This is a genomic window from Cereibacter ovatus (assembly GCF_900207575.1).
GTDB classification, from domain to species: domain Bacteria; phylum Pseudomonadota; class Alphaproteobacteria; order Rhodobacterales; family Rhodobacteraceae; genus Cereibacter_A; species Cereibacter_A ovatus.
Genome location: NZ_OAOQ01000003.1, coordinates 153,518 through 174,692 on the forward strand (window position 1 = coordinate 153,518; position 21,175 = coordinate 174,692).

Annotated in this window: 21 protein-coding genes; 17 read left to right on the plus strand and 4 right to left on the minus strand. The window is 67.6% G+C overall.

Annotated features, from left to right (window positions below; genetic code table 11):
- Position 1: 1 nt before the first annotated feature.
- From CRO07_RS05130 to CRO07_RS05150, 5 genes are all read left to right on the plus strand, one after another.
- Entirely contained in the window at positions 2-331 is a 330-nt protein-coding gene (locus tag CRO07_RS05130) for a hypothetical protein (protein WP_097029612.1), read from the plus strand.
- Positions 331-660 carry a hypothetical protein gene (locus CRO07_RS05135; RefSeq protein ID WP_097029613.1) on the plus strand — a complete coding sequence of 110 codons (330 nt, stop codon included), beginning with the start codon at positions 331-333 and terminating at the stop codon, positions 658-660. Before CRO07_RS05130 ends, CRO07_RS05135 begins: the two co-directional genes overlap by 1 nt.
- Positions 661-729: 69 nt before the next feature.
- On the plus strand, positions 730-2,592 hold the full coding sequence (cobT, locus tag CRO07_RS05140; RefSeq protein ID WP_097029614.1) for a cobaltochelatase subunit CobT: 1,863 nt from the start codon (positions 730-732) through the stop codon (positions 2,590-2,592).
- The gene (locus tag CRO07_RS05145) at positions 2,592-4,391 is read left to right on the plus strand and encodes an aminopeptidase P family protein (RefSeq protein WP_097029615.1); all 1,800 of its coding nucleotides are present in this window, start codon (positions 2,592-2,594) and stop codon (positions 4,389-4,391) included. Before cobT ends, CRO07_RS05145 begins: the two co-directional genes overlap by 1 nt.
- Positions 4,392-4,455: 64 nt before the next feature.
- Positions 4,456-4,797: a DUF427 domain-containing protein gene (locus tag CRO07_RS05150; RefSeq protein ID WP_097029616.1), complete on the plus strand. Its 342-nt coding sequence runs from the start codon at positions 4,456-4,458 to the stop codon at positions 4,795-4,797.
- A gap of 21 nt (positions 4,798-4,818) precedes the next feature.
- Here the strand turns inward: CRO07_RS05150 and CRO07_RS05155 are convergent, their stop codons facing one another.
- Positions 4,819-5,247, minus strand: coding sequence for a SufE family protein (locus tag CRO07_RS05155; RefSeq protein WP_097029617.1), 429 nt, complete (start codon positions 5,245-5,247; stop codon positions 4,819-4,821).
- Positions 5,248-5,377: 130 nt separating this feature from the next.
- On the opposite strand from CRO07_RS05155, the gene CRO07_RS05160 reads away from it, so the two are divergent.
- On the plus strand, positions 5,378-5,827 hold the full coding sequence (locus tag CRO07_RS05160) for a hypothetical protein (protein WP_097029618.1): 450 nt from the start codon (positions 5,378-5,380) through the stop codon (positions 5,825-5,827).
- A 48-nt stretch (positions 5,828-5,875) separates the two neighbouring features.
- Here the strand turns inward: CRO07_RS05160 and rnd are convergent, their stop codons facing one another.
- The 3 genes from rnd to purM all read right to left on the minus strand — a co-directional run bounded on the left by rnd (position 5,876) and on the right by purM (position 8,793).
- The gene (rnd, locus tag CRO07_RS05165) at positions 5,876-7,033 is read right to left on the minus strand and encodes a ribonuclease D (protein WP_097029619.1); all 1,158 of its coding nucleotides are present in this window, start codon (positions 7,031-7,033) and stop codon (positions 5,876-5,878) included.
- A gap of 126 nt (positions 7,034-7,159) precedes the next feature.
- Entirely contained in the window at positions 7,160-7,750 is a 591-nt protein-coding gene (purN, locus tag CRO07_RS05170) for a phosphoribosylglycinamide formyltransferase (protein WP_097029620.1), read from the minus strand.
- On the minus strand, positions 7,747-8,793 hold the full coding sequence (gene purM / locus CRO07_RS05175; protein WP_097029812.1) for a phosphoribosylformylglycinamidine cyclo-ligase: 1,047 nt from the start codon (positions 8,791-8,793) through the stop codon (positions 7,747-7,749). The genes purN and purM overlap by 4 nt, the downstream gene beginning before the upstream one ends.
- Positions 8,794-9,044: 251 nt before the next feature.
- On the opposite strand from purM, the gene CRO07_RS05180 reads away from it, so the two are divergent.
- From CRO07_RS05180 to CRO07_RS05230, 11 genes are all read left to right on the plus strand, one after another.
- Entirely contained in the window at positions 9,045-10,364 is a 1,320-nt protein-coding gene (locus tag CRO07_RS05180; RefSeq protein ID WP_097029621.1) for a sensor histidine kinase, read from the plus strand.
- On the plus strand, positions 10,361-11,353 hold the full coding sequence (locus tag CRO07_RS05185) for an NADH-quinone oxidoreductase subunit B family protein (RefSeq protein WP_097029622.1): 993 nt from the start codon (positions 10,361-10,363) through the stop codon (positions 11,351-11,353). Before CRO07_RS05180 ends, CRO07_RS05185 begins: the two co-directional genes overlap by 4 nt.
- The gene (locus CRO07_RS05190) at positions 11,350-12,780 is read left to right on the plus strand and encodes a nickel-dependent hydrogenase large subunit (protein ID WP_097029623.1); all 1,431 of its coding nucleotides are present in this window, start codon (positions 11,350-11,352) and stop codon (positions 12,778-12,780) included. Before CRO07_RS05185 ends, CRO07_RS05190 begins: the two co-directional genes overlap by 4 nt.
- A 59-nt stretch (positions 12,781-12,839) precedes the next feature.
- Positions 12,840-15,080 (plus strand): carbamoyltransferase HypF, encoded by a 2,241-nt coding sequence (gene hypF / locus CRO07_RS05195; RefSeq protein ID WP_235840934.1) that lies wholly within the window; start codon positions 12,840-12,842, stop codon positions 15,078-15,080.
- A 232-nt stretch (positions 15,081-15,312) separates the two neighbouring features.
- Positions 15,313-16,398: a hydrogenase small subunit gene (locus CRO07_RS05200; protein ID WP_097029625.1), complete on the plus strand. Its 1,086-nt coding sequence runs from the start codon at positions 15,313-15,315 to the stop codon at positions 16,396-16,398.
- Positions 16,399-16,401: 3 nt separating this feature from the next.
- On the plus strand, positions 16,402-18,192 hold the full coding sequence (locus CRO07_RS05205; RefSeq protein WP_097029626.1) for a nickel-dependent hydrogenase large subunit: 1,791 nt from the start codon (positions 16,402-16,404) through the stop codon (positions 18,190-18,192).
- Positions 18,193-18,203: 11 nt separating this feature from the next.
- Positions 18,204-18,773, plus strand: coding sequence for a HupE/UreJ family protein (locus CRO07_RS05210; RefSeq protein WP_097029627.1), 570 nt, complete (start codon positions 18,204-18,206; stop codon positions 18,771-18,773).
- Between the two features lie 4 nt (positions 18,774-18,777).
- Positions 18,778-19,563: a Ni/Fe-hydrogenase, b-type cytochrome subunit gene (gene cybH / locus CRO07_RS05215; RefSeq protein WP_097029628.1), complete on the plus strand. Its 786-nt coding sequence runs from the start codon at positions 18,778-18,780 to the stop codon at positions 19,561-19,563.
- A 291-nt stretch (positions 19,564-19,854) separates the two neighbouring features.
- Positions 19,855-20,475 (plus strand): HyaD/HybD family hydrogenase maturation endopeptidase, encoded by a 621-nt coding sequence (locus CRO07_RS05220; protein ID WP_097029629.1) that lies wholly within the window; start codon positions 19,855-19,857, stop codon positions 20,473-20,475.
- Positions 20,475-20,783 (plus strand): HypC/HybG/HupF family hydrogenase formation chaperone, encoded by a 309-nt coding sequence (locus CRO07_RS05225; protein ID WP_097029630.1) that lies wholly within the window; start codon positions 20,475-20,477, stop codon positions 20,781-20,783. Before CRO07_RS05220 ends, CRO07_RS05225 begins: the two co-directional genes overlap by 1 nt.
- A 4-nt stretch (positions 20,784-20,787) precedes the next feature.
- Positions 20,788-21,165, plus strand: coding sequence for a thioredoxin domain-containing protein (locus tag CRO07_RS05230; protein ID WP_097029631.1), 378 nt, complete (start codon positions 20,788-20,790; stop codon positions 21,163-21,165).
- Positions 21,166-21,175: the final 10 nt, after the last annotated feature.

Below are 21,175 nucleotides of genomic sequence, written 5' to 3' on the forward strand. Positions count from 1 at the left end.
GATGACCCCCACGACGCTTGCCGAAGCCATCGCGGACTGTCACGCCACCCGCGCCCGGGCGCGACGGATGGGGGTGGCTTTCGTCATCCTTGCCACGGCGACGGGGGCGCTTCTGGGTTTCTGGGCGCTGAACAGCCTGACGATGGCGGCGGCGGGGGCCATGGTCCTTGCCACGGTGGCGGCGGTGCCGGCCGCCCTGCGCAGCATGGGCGCAAGTCGCCGGCTGGCGCGTCTTGAAGCCGATCACCCCGCGATCTTCCCCACCGCGATTGAACGCTATCGCATGGTCATGGCGACTGAACGCGCCTCGCGCTACAAGCTGTATTGCTGATGGATCAGGCCGCCATCGCCGAACGACTGGCCGACCTGCACGGCCGCATCGACCGCATCCGGCAACGAAACCACCGCCTCGCGCTGGTGGTCGGGTTCATCGTCCTGTCGGCTGGCACCGCGGTGCTGCACGGCGCCTTGAAGGGCGTCGCGCTGGGGGTGGTGGTGGGCTTTCTCGTGACGGTGCCGGGGCGGTTCCAGATCCGCGGCCTGACCCGGCAACTGGCCGCGCTTCAGGCTGACCATCCCGAAAAGGTGGCGCTGGCGATGGATCGCTACCGGCTGGCGCGCGCGGCTGAACGCGCCGAACGCTGGAAGGTCTTTCGCTGACGGCTGCCGCCGCCCTGTCCCGCGCCATTTCCCTTGTCCGCCCTGCCTCCGGGTGCTTTATCTGAAACCATGACCAAGCCCAGCGACAACCCCGCCGATCCGTTCAAGAAGGCCCTCGCCGAGGCGACGAAGGTGCTGGCCTGCGATCCGGACATGACGGTGACCTTCTCGGTCGATCCGGCGGGAATGAACAAGGAAGGCGTGCGCCTGCCGCAGGTCAGCCGCCGCATGACCCGCGACGAGGTGCTTCTGGCCCGCGGCACCGCCGATGCCTTCGCGCTGCGCCGCCGCTTTCACAACGATGCGCTGTCGGCGCGCTATGCCCCCACCGGCCAGCTTGCGCGCGAGATCTATGACGCGATGGAAACCGCCCGCTGCGAGGCGGTGGGCGCCACGCATATGCCGGGCACCGCCGGCAACATCGACGCGAAAATCGGGCACGAGGCCGACCGCAAGGGCTATGCCCAGATCACGCAGGCGGCCGATGCGCCGCTGGCCACGGCCGCGGGCTATCTGGTGCGCCATCTGGCCACCGGCCGGCCGCTACCGCCGGGCGCGGACAATGTGATGAACCTTTGGCGCGGCTTCATCGAGGGGCAGGCCGGCGAGACGCTGCAATCGCTGGACGAAGTGCTGGGCGATCAGGCGGCCTTTGCGCGGCTGGCGCGGCGGGTGATCTCGGATCTGGGCTATGGCGACCAGCTGGGCGACGATCCCGACGCCGACCAGCCCGACGACGACGCAGGCGAGGAAGCCGAGCAGGATCAGGACGAAACCCAGTCCGAAGGCGAGGATCAGTCCGACGACGAGGCTGACGCCGCCCCTGAACGCAGTCAGGACGATCAGCAGGATGCCTCTCAGGCACAGGTCGCGATGGACGACCAGCCCGACGCCGATCAGGGCGAAGAGGTCGAACTGCCCGACGGCGAGGCGCCACTGGAACCCCCGCCCCCCGCGCCCCATTCCGAGGCCGACCCCGCCTATACCGTTTTCGTCACCGACTTCGACGAAGAAATCCGCGCCGAGGATCTGGCCGAGGCCGCCGAACTGGAACGCCTGCGCGCCTATCTTGACCAACAGCTGGAGCCGCTGAAAGGTGCGGTCAGCCGGCTGGCCAACAAGCTGCAACGCAGGCTTCAGGCGCAACAGAACCGCAGCTGGGAATTCGATCTCGAGGAAGGCGTGCTTGACGCCGGCCGCCTTGCGCGGGTGGTGGCGAACCCGACCACGCCGCTGTCGTTCAAGATCGAAAAGGACACCGAGTTCCGCGACACCTGCGTGACGCTGCTGCTGGACAATTCCGGCTCGATGCGGGGGCGGCCGATCTCGATCGCGGCGATCTGCGCCGATGTGCTGGCGCGCACGCTGGAACGCTGTCAGGTCAAGGTCGAGATCCTCGGCTTCACCACGCGGGCATGGAAGGGTGGCCAAAGCCGCGAAAAGTGGCTGGCGGCGGGTCGTCCGCAGCAGCCCGGCCGGCTGAACGATCTGCGCCACATCATCTACAAGTCGGCGGATGCCCCGTGGCGGCGGGCGCGGCCGAACCTTGGCCTGATGATGAAGGAAGGGCTGCTGAAGGAAAACATCGACGGCGAGGCGCTGGAATGGGCGCACCGCCGCCTGTCGCACCGCCCCGAGGCGCGCAAGATCCTGATGGTGATCTCGGACGGGGCGCCGGTCGATGACAGCACGCTGTCGGTGAACCCGGCCGCCTATCTGGAAAAGCACCTGCGCGACGTGATCGCCATGGTCGAGCGCCGCCGGCAGGTCGAACTGATCGCCATCGGCATCGGCCATGACGTGACACGCTATTATGCGCGGGCAGTGACGATCACAGATGTCGAGCAACTGGCCGGCGCGATGACCGAACAGCTTGCAAGTCTTTTCGACACCGATCCGAAGAAACGGCACGGCAAACGGCGGGTGGCCTGATGTTCCAGACTTTCGATGCAACGACTTCCCCGGCTCAGGGGCCGGCCCGGCTTGCCGGTTTGCGGGCCGCACTGGCGGCGGCGGGGCTTCAGGGCTTCCTTGTGCCGCGCGCCGATGCCCATCAGGGCGAATATGTCGCCCGCCGCGACGAACGGCTGTCGTGGCTGACAGGCTTTACCGGCTCGGCCGGGTTCTGCATCGTGCTGCCGGATGTGGCTGGCATCTTCATCGACGGCCGCTACCGGGTGCAGGTCAAGCATCAGGTGGACCTTGGCCATTTCACCCCGGTGCCCTGGCCCGAAGAACAGCCCGGCGACTGGATTCGCGCCCATCTGGCCGAAGGCGTGATCGGCTTTGACCCGTGGCTGCATACCGCCGACGAGATCGCCAGGATCGAAACCGCGCTGGAAGGCCATGGCGTCACACTGTCCCCGGTGGCGTCGAACCCGCTGGACCGGATCTGGACCGATCAGCCCGCGCCGCCCGCGGGCCGCGCCTTCCCCCACCCTGACGAGCTTGCCGGCGAGACCAGCGCGGCAAAGCGCCTGCGCCTTGGCGCGGCACTGGCCAAGGCCGGACGCAAGGCGGCCGTGATCACCCTGCCCGATTCGCTTTGCTGGCTGCTGAACATCCGCGGCGCGGATGTGCCGCGCAATCCGGTGCTGCATGGCTTTGCGGTGCTGCATGACGATGGCCGCCTGACGCTTTACGCCGACCCGGCCAAATTCGACGATGCGGTGCACGCCCATCTGGGCGACCATGTCACGATCCGCCCGCCCTCGGCCTTCGTGCCGGCGCTGCATACGCTGGCCGGCCCGGTGCAGGTTGACCCCAAGACCGCGCCCTTGGCGGTGACGCTGGAACTGCACGAGGCCGGGATCGAGGTGGCTGGCGGCGACGACCCCTGCCGTCTGCCCAAAGCCTGCAAGACCCCCGCGGAAATCGCCGGCATGCGCGAGGCGCATCTGCGCGATGGCGCAGCGATGGTGGAATTCCTGTGCTGGCTCGATGACACGGCGCCCAAGGGCGGGCTGACCGAAATTGACGTGGTGTCCGCGCTGGAAGGCTTCCGCCGCGCGACCAATGCGCTGCATGACATCAGCTTTGACACGATCTGCGGCGCGGGGCCGAACGGCGCCATCATGCATTACCGCGTGACGGACGGTTCGAATCGCCCGGTGCGGCTGAATGAACTGCTGCTGGTCGATTCGGGCGCGCAATATCCCGATGGCACCACCGACATCACCCGCACCATCGCGGTGGGCGATCCGGGGCAGGAAGCGCGCGAGTGCTATACCCGCGTGTTGCAGGGCCTGATCGCGATCAGCCGCGTGCGCTGGCCCCGGGGCCTTGCCGGCCGCGATCTGGACGCGCTGGCCCGCTTCAACCTGTGGCTGGCGGGGATGGATTACGACCACGGCACCGGCCACGGCGTCGGCGCCTTCCTGTCGGTGCATGAAGGTCCGCAGCGCATCGCCCGCATTTCCGAAGTGCCGCTGGAGCCGGGAATGATCCTGTCGAACGAACCCGGCTACTACCGCGAAGGCGCCTTCGGCATCCGGCTGGAAAATCTCATTGTGGTCGAGGAGGCCGCCGATCTGGGTGACCATCGCCGGCAGTTGTCGTTCGAGACGCTGACCTTCGCGCCCTTCGACCGCAGGCTGATCCTGCCCGATCTGCTGGCGCCGGGGGAACGTGAGTGGGTGGATGGCTATCACGCCCGCGTTCTTGAATTGATCGGGCCGCGGCTGACGGCGCAGGCACGCGACTGGCTTACGGCCGCCGCTGCGCCCCTTTGACCTCTTGCCCGCGGGCCCGCCCCGCGGCAATCCTTCCGCGTTGCAGCACAGTGAGGGACTTCCGATGAACGATCACATTCACCTGCGCAAGGCCTTGGGCAAGTGGGTCATCCGGACAGACGCCGCTGTTCTGGGCGAGACGCTGAATGCCATCGAACTGACCGAGGGCACCCGCGATCCGGTGATCTATTTCCCGCGCGAGGATGTGGCGATGGTCATGTTCGACAAAAGCGACAAGACCACGACCTGCCCGCTGAAGGGCGAGGCAAGCTATTATTCCATCGTCGGCCCGAATGGCACGCTGGTGAACGCCGCATGGTCCTACGAATCGCCCAAGGAAGGGCTGGAGGCCATCGCCGGCCATCTTGCCTTCGCGCCGGAAATGACCAAGGTCGGCCAATACTGACCCCGGTCGCGGGGCGGCGCCTTAAACGGACGCCGCCTCGGCCGAGACCTTGCGGATACGCTCCACCATCGCGCGCAGCCCGTTCGACCGCTGCGAGGACAGATGCTGATCCAGCCCCAGCCGCGACAGTTCGGCCGGCGCGTCGACCCGCGTCACCTCGGCCACCGTCAGCCCCGAATACAGCGCATGAAGCACCGCGATCAGGCCGCGCACGATCATCGCATCGCTGTCGCCCTGAAAATCGAACCGCGCAGCGCCGCCCTCGCCCGCGATCACCGGGCGGATCCAGACCTGGCTTGCACAGCCCTCGACCTTGGTCGCAGGCACACGGAACGCCTCGTCCAGCGGCGGCATCGCCTTGCCCAGCTCGATCACATGGCGGTAGCGGTCTTCCCAATCGTCGAGAAACTCGAACGTCTCGGCAATTTCCTCAAAGGCTTCGGTGGCCATCGGCGTCTCCCGTTCTTGTGCCAACAGCTAAGCCCTGCGCGACCCAAGGTCCAGTGGCACGCGCTTCAGCTTTTCAAACGGCGCGGCATCGGCTAGCCAATGGGCAAGAAATCAAGCGAGGGATGAAGGAATGAGACGACCGCTGCTTCTGGGGCTCGCGCTGGTCTGCACGCTGGGGGCCTGCGGGTCGCGGCTCAATCCGCTGAACTGGTTCGACCCGGCCGAAACCGCCAACATGGCGACCCCGGCAGCGGCCTCGCCGGTGATGCAGGACGAACGTCCCCTGATGGCGCAGATCCTGTCGCTGGATATCGAGCCGACCAGGGGCGGCGCCATCGTGCGGGCGGTGGGGCTGCCGCCCACGCAGGGCTACTGGAATGCCGAACTGGTGGCGCGCCCGGTGACGGATGGGGTTGCGGGCTTCGACTTCCGCGCCGTGCCGCCGGAAAAGGGCGCCGCTGGCCCCACCCAGCAATCGCGCGAGGTGACGGTGGGGACGTTCATCACCGCCTATCAGCTGACCACCATCCGCCAGGTCACGGTTTTTGCGGCCGGCAACTCGCTGACCAGCCGCCGCTGACAAAGGACGGGCAGGCCCGCGCCGGAAGGCGCGGCCCGCCCTGCCCGGTCACAGCTTGACGACGCGGACTTCGCTGCCCTTGGCCGACAGGGCGATCTCGCCCCGGCAGAGCCGCAGCGCATCGGCACCGAAGGCTTCCAGCCGCCAGCCGTGCAGCGTCGGCAAATCGCGTTCGCCCGCGGCGATCGCATCAAGATCGGCGGCCGAGGCAATCAGCCGCGCCGCAACCCCCAGGCTTTCCGACTTGGCCTTCAGCAGCACGCGCAACAGATCCGCCAGCGCCGGGTTGACCTGCAACTGTTCACGCGCGGCGTCGGGTTTGGGCATGTCCTCGGGGCGCATCTCGACCCCGGCCTTCACCGCGGCAAGGATGCCCTCGGCGATGTCGCCACGCCGCCCCTCGCGCAGCAGCAGGCGCGATCGGCCCAGTTCCTCGGCATTGGCGGGCCGGGTCGAGGCGATTTCCAGCAGCGCATCGTCCTTCATCACCCGCGAACGCGGCACGTTGTTCTTCTGGGCAAATTCCTCGCGGAAACGCGCCAGTTCCTTCACCACGGCCAGAAACTTGCCCGAGGTGGTGCGCGTCTTGATCCGCAGCCACGCCTCATCCGGGCGCACAGTGTAGGTTTCGGGGTCGGTCAGGATCGCCAATTCCTCTTCGACCCATTTCTGCCGGCCGTTCTTGGCGATCTGCGCCGACAGCCATTCGTAGATCACCCGCAGATGGGTGACATCGGCCAGCGCATAGTCCTTTTGCGCATCCGACAGCGGGCGGCGCGACCAGTCGGTAAAGCGCGAGGTCTTGTCAAGCTGTTCGCGCGCGATCTTCTTGACCAGCGTCTCATAGCCCACCTGCTCGCCAAAGCCGCAGACCATGGCGGCCACCTGCGTGTCGAACAGCGGCACCGGGAACACCCCGCCTTCGACAAAGAAGATTTCCAGATCCTGCCGCGCGGCGTGGAACACCTTCACCGTCGCCTCGTGGCGGAACAGGTCGTAAAGCGGCTCCAGCGACATGTCCGCGCCTTCGACCGGATCAACCAGAACCGCCGCGCCGGTCTTGCCGGGCAGCGCCATCTGGATCAGGCACAGCTTGGACCAGTAGGTGCGCTCACGCAGGAATTCGGTGTCGATGGTGACATAGGGCTCTGCCTTGGCGGCCTCGCAAAAGGTGGCCAAGGCTTCGGTGGTGGTGATCGTCTGCATCAAATTCCCGCGTCTCGGGGTTCCGCGGGTTCGTCCCGCGGTTTCGCTATAGGCGCGGTGGGGGGAAAAGGAAAGCCCGATGGGCGTTTGGAGCGATGACGGGGCCGGGGCCGTGAACGGGGCCGGTCAGGGCAACAGGATCGGGGTCCGGTCACCGGCCGCATAGCGGCGCAACACCGCCGGATACAGCCGGTGTTCCTGCACCAGAACCCGCGCGGCCAACGTGTCGGGCGTGTCGCCCGGCAGCACCGGCACCCGCGCCTGCCCCAGGATCGGGCCATCGTCCAGCGCGGCCGTCACCTCATGCACGGTGCAGCCGGCTTCGGTATCGCCCGCGTCCAGCGCGCGGCGATGGGTGTGCAACCCCTGATATTTCGGCAAAAGCGAGGGGTGGATATTCAGCATCCGGCCTTCGAACCGGGCGACGAAATCCGCGGTCAGCACCCGCATGAAGCCGGCAAGGCACAGGATGTCGGGCTGCGCCTGAAGGATCGGCGCCAGCAGCGCGGTCTCGAAGGCGGCACGGTCGCCGGCAAAGGCGCGGTGATCGACCGCGGCCACCGGCACCCCGCGCGCGGCGGCCCGCGCCAGCCCCGCCGCCGCCGGATCGTTCGAAGCGACCAGAACCGGGCGGGCGGGGTGATCCCCGCACATGCTGTCCAGAAGCGCCAGCATGTTCGAGCCGCCGCCCGAGATCAGGATCGCAACCCGTTTCACAGCAGCCGACCGTCGTAGCTGACGCCCTGCCCGGCCGTGACCTCGCCCAGACGATGGACGGTTTCGCCCTGCGCGGCCAGAAGCGCCGCGATCTCGTCGGCGCGGTCGGCGGCCACCACGACGATCATCCCGATGCCGCAGTTGAAGGTTTTCAGCAGTTCGGCCTCGGCCATGCCGGCGGTTTCGGCCAGCCAGCGGAACACCGGCGGCAGCGCCCATGCCGACAGGTCGATCCGGGCACCGGCGCCTTCAGGCAGCACCCGCGGCAGGTTTTCGGTCAGACCGCCGCCGGTGATATGGGCCAGCGCATGAACGCCGCCCGCCCGCACCGCAGCCAGCGCCTGTTTGACGTAAAGCCGCGTCGGCGTCAGCAGCACCCGGCCCAGCGGCCCGTCCGCGAAAGGCGCGGGCGCGTCCCAGCCGAGACCCGAGATCTCGACCACCTTGCGCACAAAGGAATAGCCGTTGGAATGCACCCCGTCCGACGCAAGACCCAGCAGCACGTCGCCCACCGCCACATCGCGTGGCAGGTCGGCGCCGCGTTCCATCGCGCCCACGGCAAAGCCCGCAAGGTCGAAATCGCCCTTGTGATACATGCCCGGCATCTCGGCGGTCTCGCCGCCGATCAGCGCACAGCCCGAGGCGGCACAGCCTTCCGCAATGCCTTCGACGATGCGCGCCGCCTGATCGACATCCAGCTTGCCGGTGGCGAAATAGTCCAGGAAGAACAGGGGTTCGGCACCCTGACACACCAGATCGTTCACGCACATCGCCACAAGGTCGATGCCGATGGTGTCGACTTCGCCGGTGTCGATGGCGATGCGCAGCTTGGTGCCCACCCCGTCGGTCGCGGCGACCAGAACCGGGTCGCTGTAGCCCGCGGCCTTCAGGTCGAACAGCGCGCCAAAACCGCCCAGCCCCGAGACGGTTCCCGGCCGGTTCGTCCGCTTCGCCGCCGGCTTGATCCGTTCCACAAGGGCGTTGCCGGCGTCGATATCCACGCCCGCCTCCGCGTAGGTCAGCCCCGTCTTCTGTTCGGCCATCATGCACCCCCGCCGCTGTCTGCCATCCCTCTAGACGATCCCCGCCTGCCGCGCAACGCGAAGCCATGGCGCGGCGCCCGGCGAAACGCCGCCCCGCCGGGGGGACGCGGCATCCGGTTCGGGATGCCCTGCCCCCTTCCCGCGCAGACTGTTCCACGTTTCGAACCAAGACACAGCCCCCGGTCCGGGATGCCCCGCACCCGGCTTTGCACCCTGCGCCGAAGCGCCTATGATGCCATGGGGAGGCATCGATGACCCAGGATCAGCCACCGCACGAGGGCACATTCCCGGATTCGGTCTGGATGGATGTGCTGTCGGCCGTCGACCGCACCTATGCCGATCTGGTCGATTATCAGGAACGGCTGGAACGGCAGAATGCGGAACTGGAAAGCCTGCGGTCGTTCCATGCCTCGGTGCTGGCTTCGGTGTCCGATATCCTGATCGTGGTGTCGCGCACCGGCGAGGTCGAGGAAGTCTCGGCCTCGGTTCCCGCCCGCACCCATCTTGCCCGCGCCGAATTGCAGGGCCGCCCCGCCGCCGACCTGTTCGCCGCGGCCGACCGCACCGCCCTTGCCGCCGCGATGCGCCGCGCCACCGACAGCCATGCCCCCGTGACGATCGAGGCCGGGCTTCTGACCCCCGACGGCCCCTGCCCGGTCGAGGTTTCGCTGTCGCCCCGCTTTGACGACCGCGGTCGCAGCGCCGGGCTGGTGTTGACGGCGCGCTCGGTGGCCGAACTGCGGCAGGCCTATGCCGAACTGGAACGCAGCCACGCCGAATTGAAGGCCGCGCAGGCGCTTCTGGTGCGGAACGAGAAACTCGCCTCGCTGGGTCGGCTGCTGGCGGGGGTCGCGCATGAACTGAACAACCCGATCAGCTTCGTCTATGCCAACGCCCATGCGCTGGAACGCTATGCCGCCAAGTTCGAGCAGTATTTCCAGCAGGTGCAGGCCGGTGCCAGCCGCGAGGATCTGATGCGTCTGCGCGAGGATCTGAAACTGGACCGCGAAGTGCGCAACCTGCGCGATGCGGTGCATGGCGCCCGCGACGGCGCCGAACGGGTGCGCGACATCGTCGAGGATCTGCGCCGGCTGTCCTCGGAAGGCTCAGGCGAGATGGAGACCTTCGATCTGGTCGCCGTCACGCAGGTCGCGGCGGCATGGGTGCTGCGCGGGGCCCGCCACAAGGTCGAGGTGGTGACGACGGGCCTGCCCACGCTGTCGGTGACGGGCCGGCCCGGCCATATCCAGCAGGTGGTGATGAACCTTGTCCAGAACGCGCTGGATGCGGTCGAAGAGGTCGAGGTGCCGAAAGTCACGCTGGACCATGCGATCGTCGGGGATCTTGCGGTGCTGTCGGTGTGCGACAATGGCGCCGGGGTGCCCGACGCGCTAAGTCAGGCGATCTTCGATCCGTTCTTCACCACAAAGCCGGTGGGGCGGGGAACCGGCCTCGGGCTGCCGATCTCGCACAAGATCGCCGAGGAACATGGCGGGCGGCTTGTGCTTGCGGAAAAGGCGCCGGGGGCCTGCTTCCGGTTGGAACTGCCACTTGACCGGGAGACGCGATGAACATTCTCTGGCTACAGGCATCAGGCTGCGGCGGCTGCACCATGTCGCTTCTGTGTGCCGAAGCACCCGGCGCATTCGAGGCGCTGGAAGCCGCGGGCCTGCGCTTTCTGTGGCATCCTGCCCTGTCGCTGGCAACCGGCGCCGAGGTGCGCGCGATCCTGCGCCGGATCGATTCCGGGGAAGTGGCGCTGGACGTCCTGTGCGTGGAAGGCGCCATTGCCCGCGGTCCGCGGGGCAGCGGGCGGTTTCAGATGCTGTCGGGCGTGGGCGTGTCGATGCTGGATGCGGTCAGGCGGCTGGCGCCGCTGGCGGGCCATGTCGTCGCGGTGGGCAGTTGCGCAGCCTTTGGCGGCATGACCAGCGCGGGGGGCAATCCATCGGATGCGGTGGGGCTGCACTATGAAGGCGCCCATCCCGGCGGCGTGCTGCCGCCCGAGTTCCGCGGCCGCGCGGGGTTGGGGGTCATCAACATCGCCGGGTGCCCGACCCATCCCGGCTGGGTGACGGAAACGCTGATGCTGCTGGCGGCGGGGGCGCTGACGGCCGAGGGGCTGGACCGGCTGGGGCGGCCCCGGTTCTATGCCGACCATCTGGTGCATCACGGCTGCCCGAAGAACGAATATTACGAATACAAGGCCAGCGCCCGCGCCCCCGGCGAAATCGGCTGCATGATGGAGCATATGGGCTGCATCGGCACGCAGGCGGTGGGCGATTGCAACATCCGGCCGTGGAACGGCGGCGGATCCTGCACCTCGGCGGGCTATGCCTGCATCAATTGCACCGCGCCCGAATTCGAGGAACCCCGCCACCCCTATACCGAAACCCCCAAGGTCGGCGGCATCCCGGTGGGTCTGCCCTCGGACATGCCCAAGGCGTGGTTCATGGCGTTGGCCAGCCTGTCCAAGGCCGCCACCCCCGACCGCATCCGCAAGAACGCCATCGCTGACCGGATCGAGGTTCCGCCCACACTGAGGACGCCGAAAAGATGACCAGACTGGTGGTGGGACCGTTTAACCGGGTCGAGGGCGATCTGGAGGTTCATCTGGAGATCGCCGAGGGCAAGGTGACGCTGGCCCGCGTGAATGCCCCGCTTTACCGCGGGTTCGAGCGGATGCTGGAAGGCCGCGACCCGCGCGACGCGCTGACGATCACGCCGCGGATCTGCGGCATCTGCTCGATCAGCCAGTCGGTCGCGGCGGCCCGGGCACTGGGGGCGGCGATGGGGGTGGCGCCCACGCCCGAAGGCGCGCGGGTGGCGGCGCTGATCCATGCGATCGAGAATGCCGCCGACCATGTGGCGCATTTCAACCTGTTCTTCATGCCCGATTTCACCCGCCCCGGCTATGCCCGCCGCGGCTGGCATGCCCGCGCGGTCGACCGTTTCACCGCGATCGAGGGCAGCGCCCAGCGCGAGGCGGTGGCGGCGCGGGCGGCGCTGATGCATGTCCTTGGCCAGCTGGCCGGCAAATGGCCGCATACGCTGGCGGTGCAGCCGGGCGGCGTTACCCGCGCGCCGGGGCCGGCCGAAAAGATGCGTATTCTGGCGTCCTTGCGCGGCTTTCGGCGCTATCTGGAAAAGGTCGTGTTCGGCGCCCCGGTCGAGGATTTCGTGGCGCTGGGGGCGGAAAGCGCGCTGATGCGCTGGGGCAAGGGCGATGCCGGACTGTTTCTGGAGATTGCGGCCGATCTTGATCTGGCGGCGATGGGGCGCGGCGCGGGGCGCTATCTGGCGTTTGGCGCCTATCCGCTGGCAACCGGCCCCGCCTTTCCGGCCGGCGTCTGGGAAAAGACCGGCGGGCCCCGCGCACTTGATCCGGCGGGCATCCGCGAGGATCTGGCCTATTCCTGGATGATGGGCGCCGCGTCGCATCCCTCGACCGGCCAGACGCTGCCGGATGAGGACATGCGCGGCCCGGCCTACAGCTGGTGCAAGGCACCGCGGCTGGAGGGCCAGCCGATGGAGGTGGGCGCCATCGCGCGGCAGGTGATCGCGGGCCATCCGCTGGCGCGGGATCTGGCCCGGCAAGGGGGCGTGCTGGCGCGGGTGGCGGGGCGGCTTTTGGAACTGGCGCGGACGCAGATCCTGATGGAGCGGCTGGCAACGGATATCGACACCTCGGCCCGCTTCATGGCGGCGCCGGTGGCGGTGCCGGATGCCGGTTCGGGCGCGGGGCTGGTCGAAGCGGCACGCGGCGCGCTGGGGCACTGGCTGACGATCCGCAAAGGGGTGATCGCCAACTATCAGATCGTGGCGCCGACGACCTGGAACTTCAGCCCGCGCGATGCGGCGGGTGTGCCCGGGCCGCTGGAGGCCGCGCTGCTGGGGGCGCAGGTCTGGCCGGATGAGCCGACGCCGCTTTCGGTGCAGCACATCGTGCGCAGTTTCGACCCCTGCATGGTATGCACGGTGCATTGATGACAAAGCGCCGTGGCCCCCCCGGGGGGCTGTCTGCCCCCCGCCCCCCCCGAGGATATTTGGGCCAGAATGAAGAGGGGGGCGGGGATGACGGGCTGGAGGTTCGGGTTCGGGGGCAGGTGCAGGGGGTGGGCTTCCGGCCCTTCGTCTGGCAGCTCGCGCGGGCGCGGGGGTTGCGGGGCGAGGTGTTGAACGATGCCGCCGGCGTTCTGATCCGGGTGGCAGGGGCGGATCTGGACGGGTTTTTGCGCGCCCTGCGCGCCGAGGCGCCGCCACTGGCGCGGGTGGATGCGATCGAGGCGGTTCCGGCGCGGGTCGAGGCTGAGGGATTCGTCATCGCGGCCAGTGCGGGGGGGGTGGTGGCGACGCGGGTTGTGCCGGATGCCGCGACCTGTCCCGAGTGTCTGGCGGAGATCCGCGGCGAGGGGCGGCGGCGGGGTTATGCCTTTACCAACTGCACCCATTGCGGGCCGCGTTTCTCGATTCTGCGCGAATTGCCCTATGACCGGGCGCGGACCTCGATGGTGGGGTTTCTGATGTGTCCGGACTGTCTGGCCGAGTATGGCGATCCGGCGGACCGGCGGTTTCATGCCCAGCCCATCGCCTGCCCGATGTGTGGGCCGCGGCTGTGGCTGGAGGTGGATGGCGCCGAAGTCGCGGGTGATGCGGTGGCGGGGGCGGCGGCGCTGCTGGCGTCTGGCGGGATACTGGGTGTGAAGGGGCTGGGCGGATTTCATCTGGCCTGCGATGCGCGCAATGGGGCGGCGCTGGCGCGGTTGCGGGCGCGCAAGCGGCGGCCGGGAAAGCCGTTTGCGCTGATGGCGACCGAGGCGATGGCCGAGGGTTTTGCCGTTCTGGGCGCCGCTGACCGCGCGTTGTTGCGCGATCCGGCGGCGCCAGTGGTTCTGCTGCCGTCGCGTGGGGTCTTGCCCGAGGGGGTGGCGCCGGGAATGGCCACGCTGGGGGTGATGCTGCCCTATACGCCGTTGCATCATCTGCTGCTGGAGGCGTTTGCAGGGCCGCTGGTGATGACCTCGGGCAATCTGTCGGGCGAGCCGCAGGTGATCGGCAATGACGCGGCGCGCGACAAGCTGTCGGGGTTTGTCGATGGCTTTCTGATGCATGACCGCGAGATCCTGCGCCGGCTTGACGACAGTGTGGAACGGGCCGATCCGCCGATGGTGTTGCGCAGGGGGCGGGGGCGGGCGCCGGGGACGCTCGCCCTGCCCCAAGGCTTCGAACGGGCGCCGCAGGTTCTGGCCATGGGGGGGCAGGTGAAGGCTGCGATCTGTCTGCTGAAGGACGGGCAGGCACTGCTGTCGCATCATCTGGGCGATCTGGACGATGCGCTGACGCATGAGGAGTTCGGACGCGCGATCACCGACCATGCCGCCCTGTTCGATCACCGCGCCGAACTGGTGGCCGTGGACCTGCACCCGGGCTATCGCGCGACACAGGCCGGGCTTGCCATGGGCCTGCCGGTCGAGACGGTGCAGCATCATCACGCGCATCTGGCCTCGTGTCTGGCCGATGCGCTTTGGCCGCTGGACGGCGGCCCGGTGGCGGGAATCGTGCTGGATGGGACAGGGTTTGGGCCGGATGGCACGATCTGGGGCGGTGAGCTGCTGCTGGTCGACTGGTGCGGGTTCGAGCGGGTGGCGCATCTGCACCCCGCCCCCTTGCCGGGGGGCGAGGCTGCCGCGCGCGAGCCGTGGCGCAACGCGCTGGTGCGGCTGGATGCGGCGGGGCTGTCCGACCTTGCCGACCGGCTGTTCGCGGATCGCCCGCGGGCGGTGGTGCGGCGGGCGGTGGCGGCGGGGGTGAATGCGCCGATGGCGTCCTCGGCCGGGCGGCTGTTCGATGCGGTGGCGGCCTGTCTGGGCCTGTGCCCCGACCGACAGAGTTACGAGGGCGAGGCCGCGATGCGGCTGGAAGCCCTGCCGGGGGTTGGCGAACCCTATCCGTTCGCAGGACTGGACCCGGCGCCGATGTTTCGTGCGCTGGCCGCGGATCTGGTGGCGGGAGTGGCGCCCGGGGTGATGGCCGAGCGGTTCCATCTGGGCCTTGCCCGTGCTTTCTGCGCCCCGGCCCGCGCGCTTTGGGCCGAAGGACGGGCGCAGGCGGTGGCGCTGACGGGGGGGTGTTTCCAGAACGCGCGCCTGTTGCGGGCCTGCCTTGGGGAACTGGAAGGGGTGCCGGTTCTGCGGCATCGGGCGGTGCCGGCGAATGATGGCGGGCTTGCGCTGGGGCAGGCCCTTGTCGCCGCAGCGCGGCATATCGGTGCCGCGGAAGCACCGTGACCGGCGCGGCGGGGCGATGGTTAGCACCTTTCCTGCGCCCTGCCTGACAAGCCACCAAGAAACCGCATATTTCATTTCACGATCAAAGGTTTGACCAATAACATCCCGCCCGGCGCATTTCTTTTGCGCGAAGGCGCCCGCGCCCGCATTCATTGGCATACAGAGCCAGCGGCCGATGCCCCGCACGGGAAGGCCAGCGGTGCCCGGCACCGCCAGCGAAGGGAGGACAGCGTTGCCCCAGATCGAAACCTTCTATGATGTCATGCGCAGGCAGGGGATCACCCGGCGCAGCTTCATGAAATATTGCTCGCTCACGGCGGCGGCGCTTGGCCTTGGGCCGTCGTTCGTCCCGAAGATCGCCCATGCGATGGAGACGAAACCCCGCACCCCGGTGATCTGGGTCCATGGGCTGGAATGCACCTGCTGTTCGGAAAGCTTTATCCGGGCCGCGCATCCGCTGGCCAAGGATGTCGTGCTGTCGATGATCTCGCTCGATTACGACGACACGCTGATGGCGGCGGCAGGCCATGCGGCCGAGGCCGCGCTGATGGACACGATCGAGAAATACAAGGGCAACTACATCCTCGCGGTCGAGGGCAACCCGCCGCTGAACGAAGACGGGATGTATTGCATCATCGGCGGCAAACCCTTCGTCGAGCAGCTGAAAATGGCGGCCGAGCACGCCAAGGCGATCATCAGCTGGGGGGCCTGCGCCTCTTACGGCTGCGTGCAGGCGGCGGCGCCCAACCCGACGCGGGCGGTGCCGGTGCACAAGGTCATCCTTGACAAGCCGATCATCAAGGTGCCGGGCTGCCCGCCCATCGCCGAGGTGATGACCGGCGTCATCACCTACATGCTGACCTTCGACCGGCTGCCGGAACTGGACCGGCAGGGCCGCCCGGCGATGTTCTACAGCCAGCGCATCCACGACAAATGCTATCGCCGGCCACATTTCGACGCCGGCCAGTTCGTCGAACAATGGGACGACGACTACGCGAAAAAGGGCTACTGCCTTTACAAGATGGGCTGCAAGGGCCCGACCACCTACAACGCCTGTTCCACCGTGCGCTGGAACGAAGGCGTCAGCTTCCCGATCCAGTCCGGCCACGGCTGCATCGGCTGTTCCGAAGATGGGTTCTGGGATCAGGGCTCGTTCTACGACCGGCTGACCACGATCAAGCAGTTCGGGGTCGAGGCCACGGCCGACAAGATCGGCCTGACCGCCGTCGGCGCGCTGGGCGCGGGCGTGGCGCTGCATGTGGCGGCAAGTGCGCTGAAACGTGCGCAGAAAAAGACCCAAGAAAAGACGGAGGCCTGATCCATGGTCGCGACACCCAACGGTTTCAACCTGGACAACAGCGGCCGCCGCATCGTGGTGGACCCGGTGACCCGGATCGAAGGCCACATGCGCTGCGAAGTGAACGTGGACGATCAGGGCGTGATCCGCAACGCCGTCTCGACCGGGACGATGTGGCGCGGGCTTGAGGTGATCCTGAAAGGCCGCGACCCGCGCGACGCTTGGGCCTTCACCGAACGGATCTGCGGCGTCTGCACCGGCACCCACGCGCTGACGAGCGTGCGCGCGGTCGAGGATGCGCTGGGGATCACCATCCCCGACAACGCCAACTCGATCCGCAACATCATGCAGCTGAACCTGCAAATCCACGACCATATCGTGCATTTCTACCACCTGCACGCGCTGGACTGGGTGAACCCGGTCAATGCGCTGCGCGCCGACCCCAAGGCGACCAGCGAATTGCAGCAGGCGGTCAGCCCCAGCCATCCGATGTCCTCGCCGGGCTATTTCCGCGACGTGCAGAACCGGCTGAAGAAGTTCGTGGAATCGGGGCAGCTTGGCCTGTTCAAGAACGGCTACTGGGACAACCCGGCCTATCTGCTGACGCCCGAGGCCGACCTGATGGCCACGACCCACTACCTTGAGGCGCTGGACCTTCAGAAAGAGATCGTGAAGGTCCACACCATCTTCGGCGGCAAGAACCCGCATCCGAACTGGCTGGTGGGTGGCGTGCCCTGCCCGATCAACATCGACGGCGTGGGCGCGGTCGGCGCGATCAACATGGAGCGGCTGAACCTGGTGTCGTCGATCATCGACAGATGCTTCGAATTCGTGAACAACGTCTACCTGCCCGACGTCGTGGCCATCGGCGGCTTCTACAAGAGCTGGCTTTACGGCGGCGGCCTTTCGTCGAAATCGGTGCTGGCTTACGGCGACATTCCCGAACATCCCAACGATTTCTCGGCCGGGCAGTTGCACCTGCCGCGCGGCGCGATCATCAACGGCAACCTGAACGAAGTGCACGACGTCGACGTGCGCGATCCCGAGCAGGTGCAGGAATTCGTCGATCATTCCTGGTATGCCTATGGCGAGGCCGGCAAGGGCCTGCACCCCTGGGATGGTGTGACCGAGCCGAAATACGAACTCGGCCCCAACGCCAAGGGCACGCGGACGAACATCCTGGAACTGGACGAGGCGGCGAAATATTCCTGGATCAAGGCGCCGCGCTGGAAGGGCCACGCGATGGAGGTGGGCCCGCTGGCGCGCTACATCATCGGCTATGCCAAGGGGCATGAAGACATCAAGAACCAGGTCGAGGGCCTTCTGCGCACCATGGATCTGCCGGTGTCGGCGCTGTTCTCGACGCTGGGCCGCACCGCCGCGCGGGCGCTGGAAGCCGAATACTGCTGCCGGCTGCAAAAGCACTTCTTCGACAAGCTGGTGACCAATATCAAGAACGGCGACAGCTCGACCGCGAATGTCGAGAAATGGGAACCCCGGACCTGGCCGAAAGAGGCCAAGGGCGTCGGCATGACCGAAGCCCCGCGCGGCGCGCTGGGTCACTGGGTCAAGATCAAGGACGGCCGGATCGAGAACTATCAATGCGTGGTGCCGACCACCTGGAACGGCAGCCCGCGTGATGCCGCCGGCAATATCGGCGCCTTCGAGGCCAGCCTGCTGGAAACGAAGATGGAGCGCCCCGAAGAGCCGGTCGAGATCCTGCGCACGCTGCATTCCTTCGATCCGTGCCTTGCCTGTTCGACCCATGTCATGTCGCCCGACGGTCAGGAACTGACCACGGTCAAGGTCCGCTAAGGGAAAAACCAATGAAGAAAGTTGCACTTGCCACAACGCTGATCATCCTTGCGGCCCCGGCCCTTGCCCATACCGGGCATGGCGACGCCTTCGGGTTCCTGCACGGGATCGCGCATCCCGTCCTTGGGCCGGATCACCTGCTGGCCATGCTGGCCGTGGGGCTCTGGTCGGGCTTTGCGCTGCCCCGCCACCTGTGGGCGGGCGCTGCGACCTTTCTGGCCGCGATGACGGCGGGCGCGGGGCTTTCCTGGGCCGGGATCGCAATCCCGATGGTCGAGACCTGGATCGTGGCCTCGGTCGTTCTGGCGGGCCTTCTGGTCGCCACCGCCCGGGCGGGTCAGGCGCGGGCGCTGACCGCGGTGTCGCTGGGCGCCATCGCCACCTTCGCCGCCTGCCACGGCCATGCCCATGCAACCGAGGCCACGGGCAGCGTCGCGACCTATCTGGCGGGCTTCCTGCTGTCGACCGCGGGGCTGCATCTGGCCGGCCTCGCTCTGGCCCGCGGCATCGGGGCGGGGCTGCTGCAAAAGGGTCTGGGCGCGGCCATTGCCGGCGCGGGCCTTCTGATGCTGGCGGGGTAAGGCGATGGACGAGCGTGTCATCAACATCCACATCCCGAACCCGGATGCGCCGATCCCGCTGGAGGCGGCCCGCCTGACCGGCGCCGCCCGCCCCGAGGATATCGAAAGCATCTTCCTCAAGACCTCGGTCTATGTCTACGAGGTGCCGGTGCGCCTTTGGCACTGGCTGAACGCGGCGATGATCTTCATCCTGATGGGAACGGGCTATCTGATCGCCCGCCCCCTGCCGACGATGGAAATCGCCGAGGCGACCGACCAGTTCCTGTTCGGCTACATCCGCTTTGCCCATTTCGCCGCCGGCATGGTGCTGACCGTGGCCTTTGCCGCGCGGATCATCTGGGCCTTTTTCGGCAACGTGCACTCGCGCCAGATGTTCAAGCTGCCGATCCACAACCCGCGCTGGATCAAGGAACTGATCTTCGAGTTGAAATGGTATCTGTTCCTTGTGCCGCAGCCGAAGAAATACGTCGGCCACAACCCGCTGGCCCATGCCGCGATGTTCTTCTTCATCACGCTGGGCATGACCTTCATGATCGTGACCGGCTTTGCACTTTATGCCGAGGGCGCGGGTCAGGGCTCGATCTACGATCAGACCTTTGGCTGGGTGCTGGGGCTGGTCGGCAACAGCCAGCGGCTGCACACGCTGCACCATCTGGGCATGTGGTCGATCGTGATCTTCACCATCATCCACATCTATGCCGCGATCCGCGAAGACATCATGTCCCGGCAATCGATGCTGTCGACCATCGTTTCGGGCTGGCGCACCTTCAAGGACGACCGCGCCGAATAGGTCGATCGGCAAAGAATCTTTCCCCACCGAAGGGCGCGGCGCAACGTCGCGCCCTTTGCCATTTTGCGCGCCAGGCTTCCACCTGCGGCACCAAGGCGGCAACCAGCTTACCGCCTCCGCCCGTCGGATACCGCCCAAAAGGCCCGAAATATCGTTACGACCCAAGCGCCTGTCAAAATGTCGCGGCGAATGTCTTTTTTCCGCTTCCGCCACGAACTGCAAAGAATACTGTCAGGACAACACGCGGGCAGCCAAGTCCGCTGCCAGCTGCGGTCAATAAGGGAGGGACCAATGCCAGCATCGCCACCCAAACGGGTGCTTGTCCTTGGGATCGGCAACATCCTCTGGGCCGACGAAGGCTTCGGCCCCCGCTGCATCGAGGCGCTGGCCGAGACCTGCGCCTTTCCCGATCATGTGACGCTGCTGGATGGCGGCACGCAGGGGCTTTACCTGCTGCCGTTTCTGGAACAGGCCGATGCGCTGCTGGTGTTTGATGCGGTGGACTATGGCCTTGCGCCCGGCACGCTGTTGACGGTGCGCGATGCCGAAGTGCCGGCCTTCATGGGCGCCAAGAAAATGAGCCTGCACCAGACCGGGTTTCAGGACGTGCTGGCCACGGCGCAGCTTCTGGGCCGCTGCCCCGAACGGCTGACGCTGATCGGCTGCCAGCCCGCGGAACTGGAAGATTACGGCGGCAGCCTGCGCCCGGTGGTGGCCGCACAGCTGGCCCCGGCGCTGGATCTGGCGCTGGCGGAACTGGCGGCATGGGGCGTGGCCCCCCTGCCCGGTCAAAGCCCTGTCGAAGGGCTGGCTGATGCCTCGCTGCGCCGCGACGCCTATGAAGCGGGCCGCCCCGCGCCCGAGTCCGCCTGCCGCACCGGCGACGACCGCTTCTTTCCGGGGGCCGCCTGATGTGCGTGGGCGATCCCCTGCGGCTGGTCGCGGTGGACGGCATCGCCGGCACCACGGACGGCGGTGACCTGATCGACCTCAGCCTGACGCCCGACGCCCGGCCCGGCGACTGGGTGCTGGGCTTTCTGGGGGCCGCGCGCGAGGTGATCCCGGCCGACGAGGCCGCAAAGATCCGCGCGGCGCTGGACGCGCTGGCCTCGGTCATGGCGGGGGGGGATGTGGGCGCGGCCTTTGCCGATCTCGATGCCGGCCCGCGCCTGCCCCCCCATCTTCAGGCCGCGCTTGACGCCGGCCGCAGCCACGGATGACGCCATGACCCACCCGCTGATCGCCCGACTGGAAACCGAACTGGGCTGGCCCCGCCTGCACACCATGGCCGAAGTGACCGAGTTCACCGCCCGCCCCGGCGCGCATTGCCTGTTCATCCCCGGCGATCCCGCGCGCAATCTGGAAACCGCCGATGCCGCCGTGGTGCTGCCGGAACTGGCGATGACCTTTCAGCGCGCCTTCGACTGCGCCATCGTCGACGACGCCATCGAGGCCGAGTTGCGCGACGCCACCCGCGCCCTGCGCACCCCCGGCTTCCTGTTCTACCGCGAGGGCCGCTTTCTCGGCGCCATCGAAAAGATCCGCGACTGGGCCGACTACATGACCCGCATTCCGCATATCCTCGGCCTCGCTTCGGTCTGAAAGGTTTTTC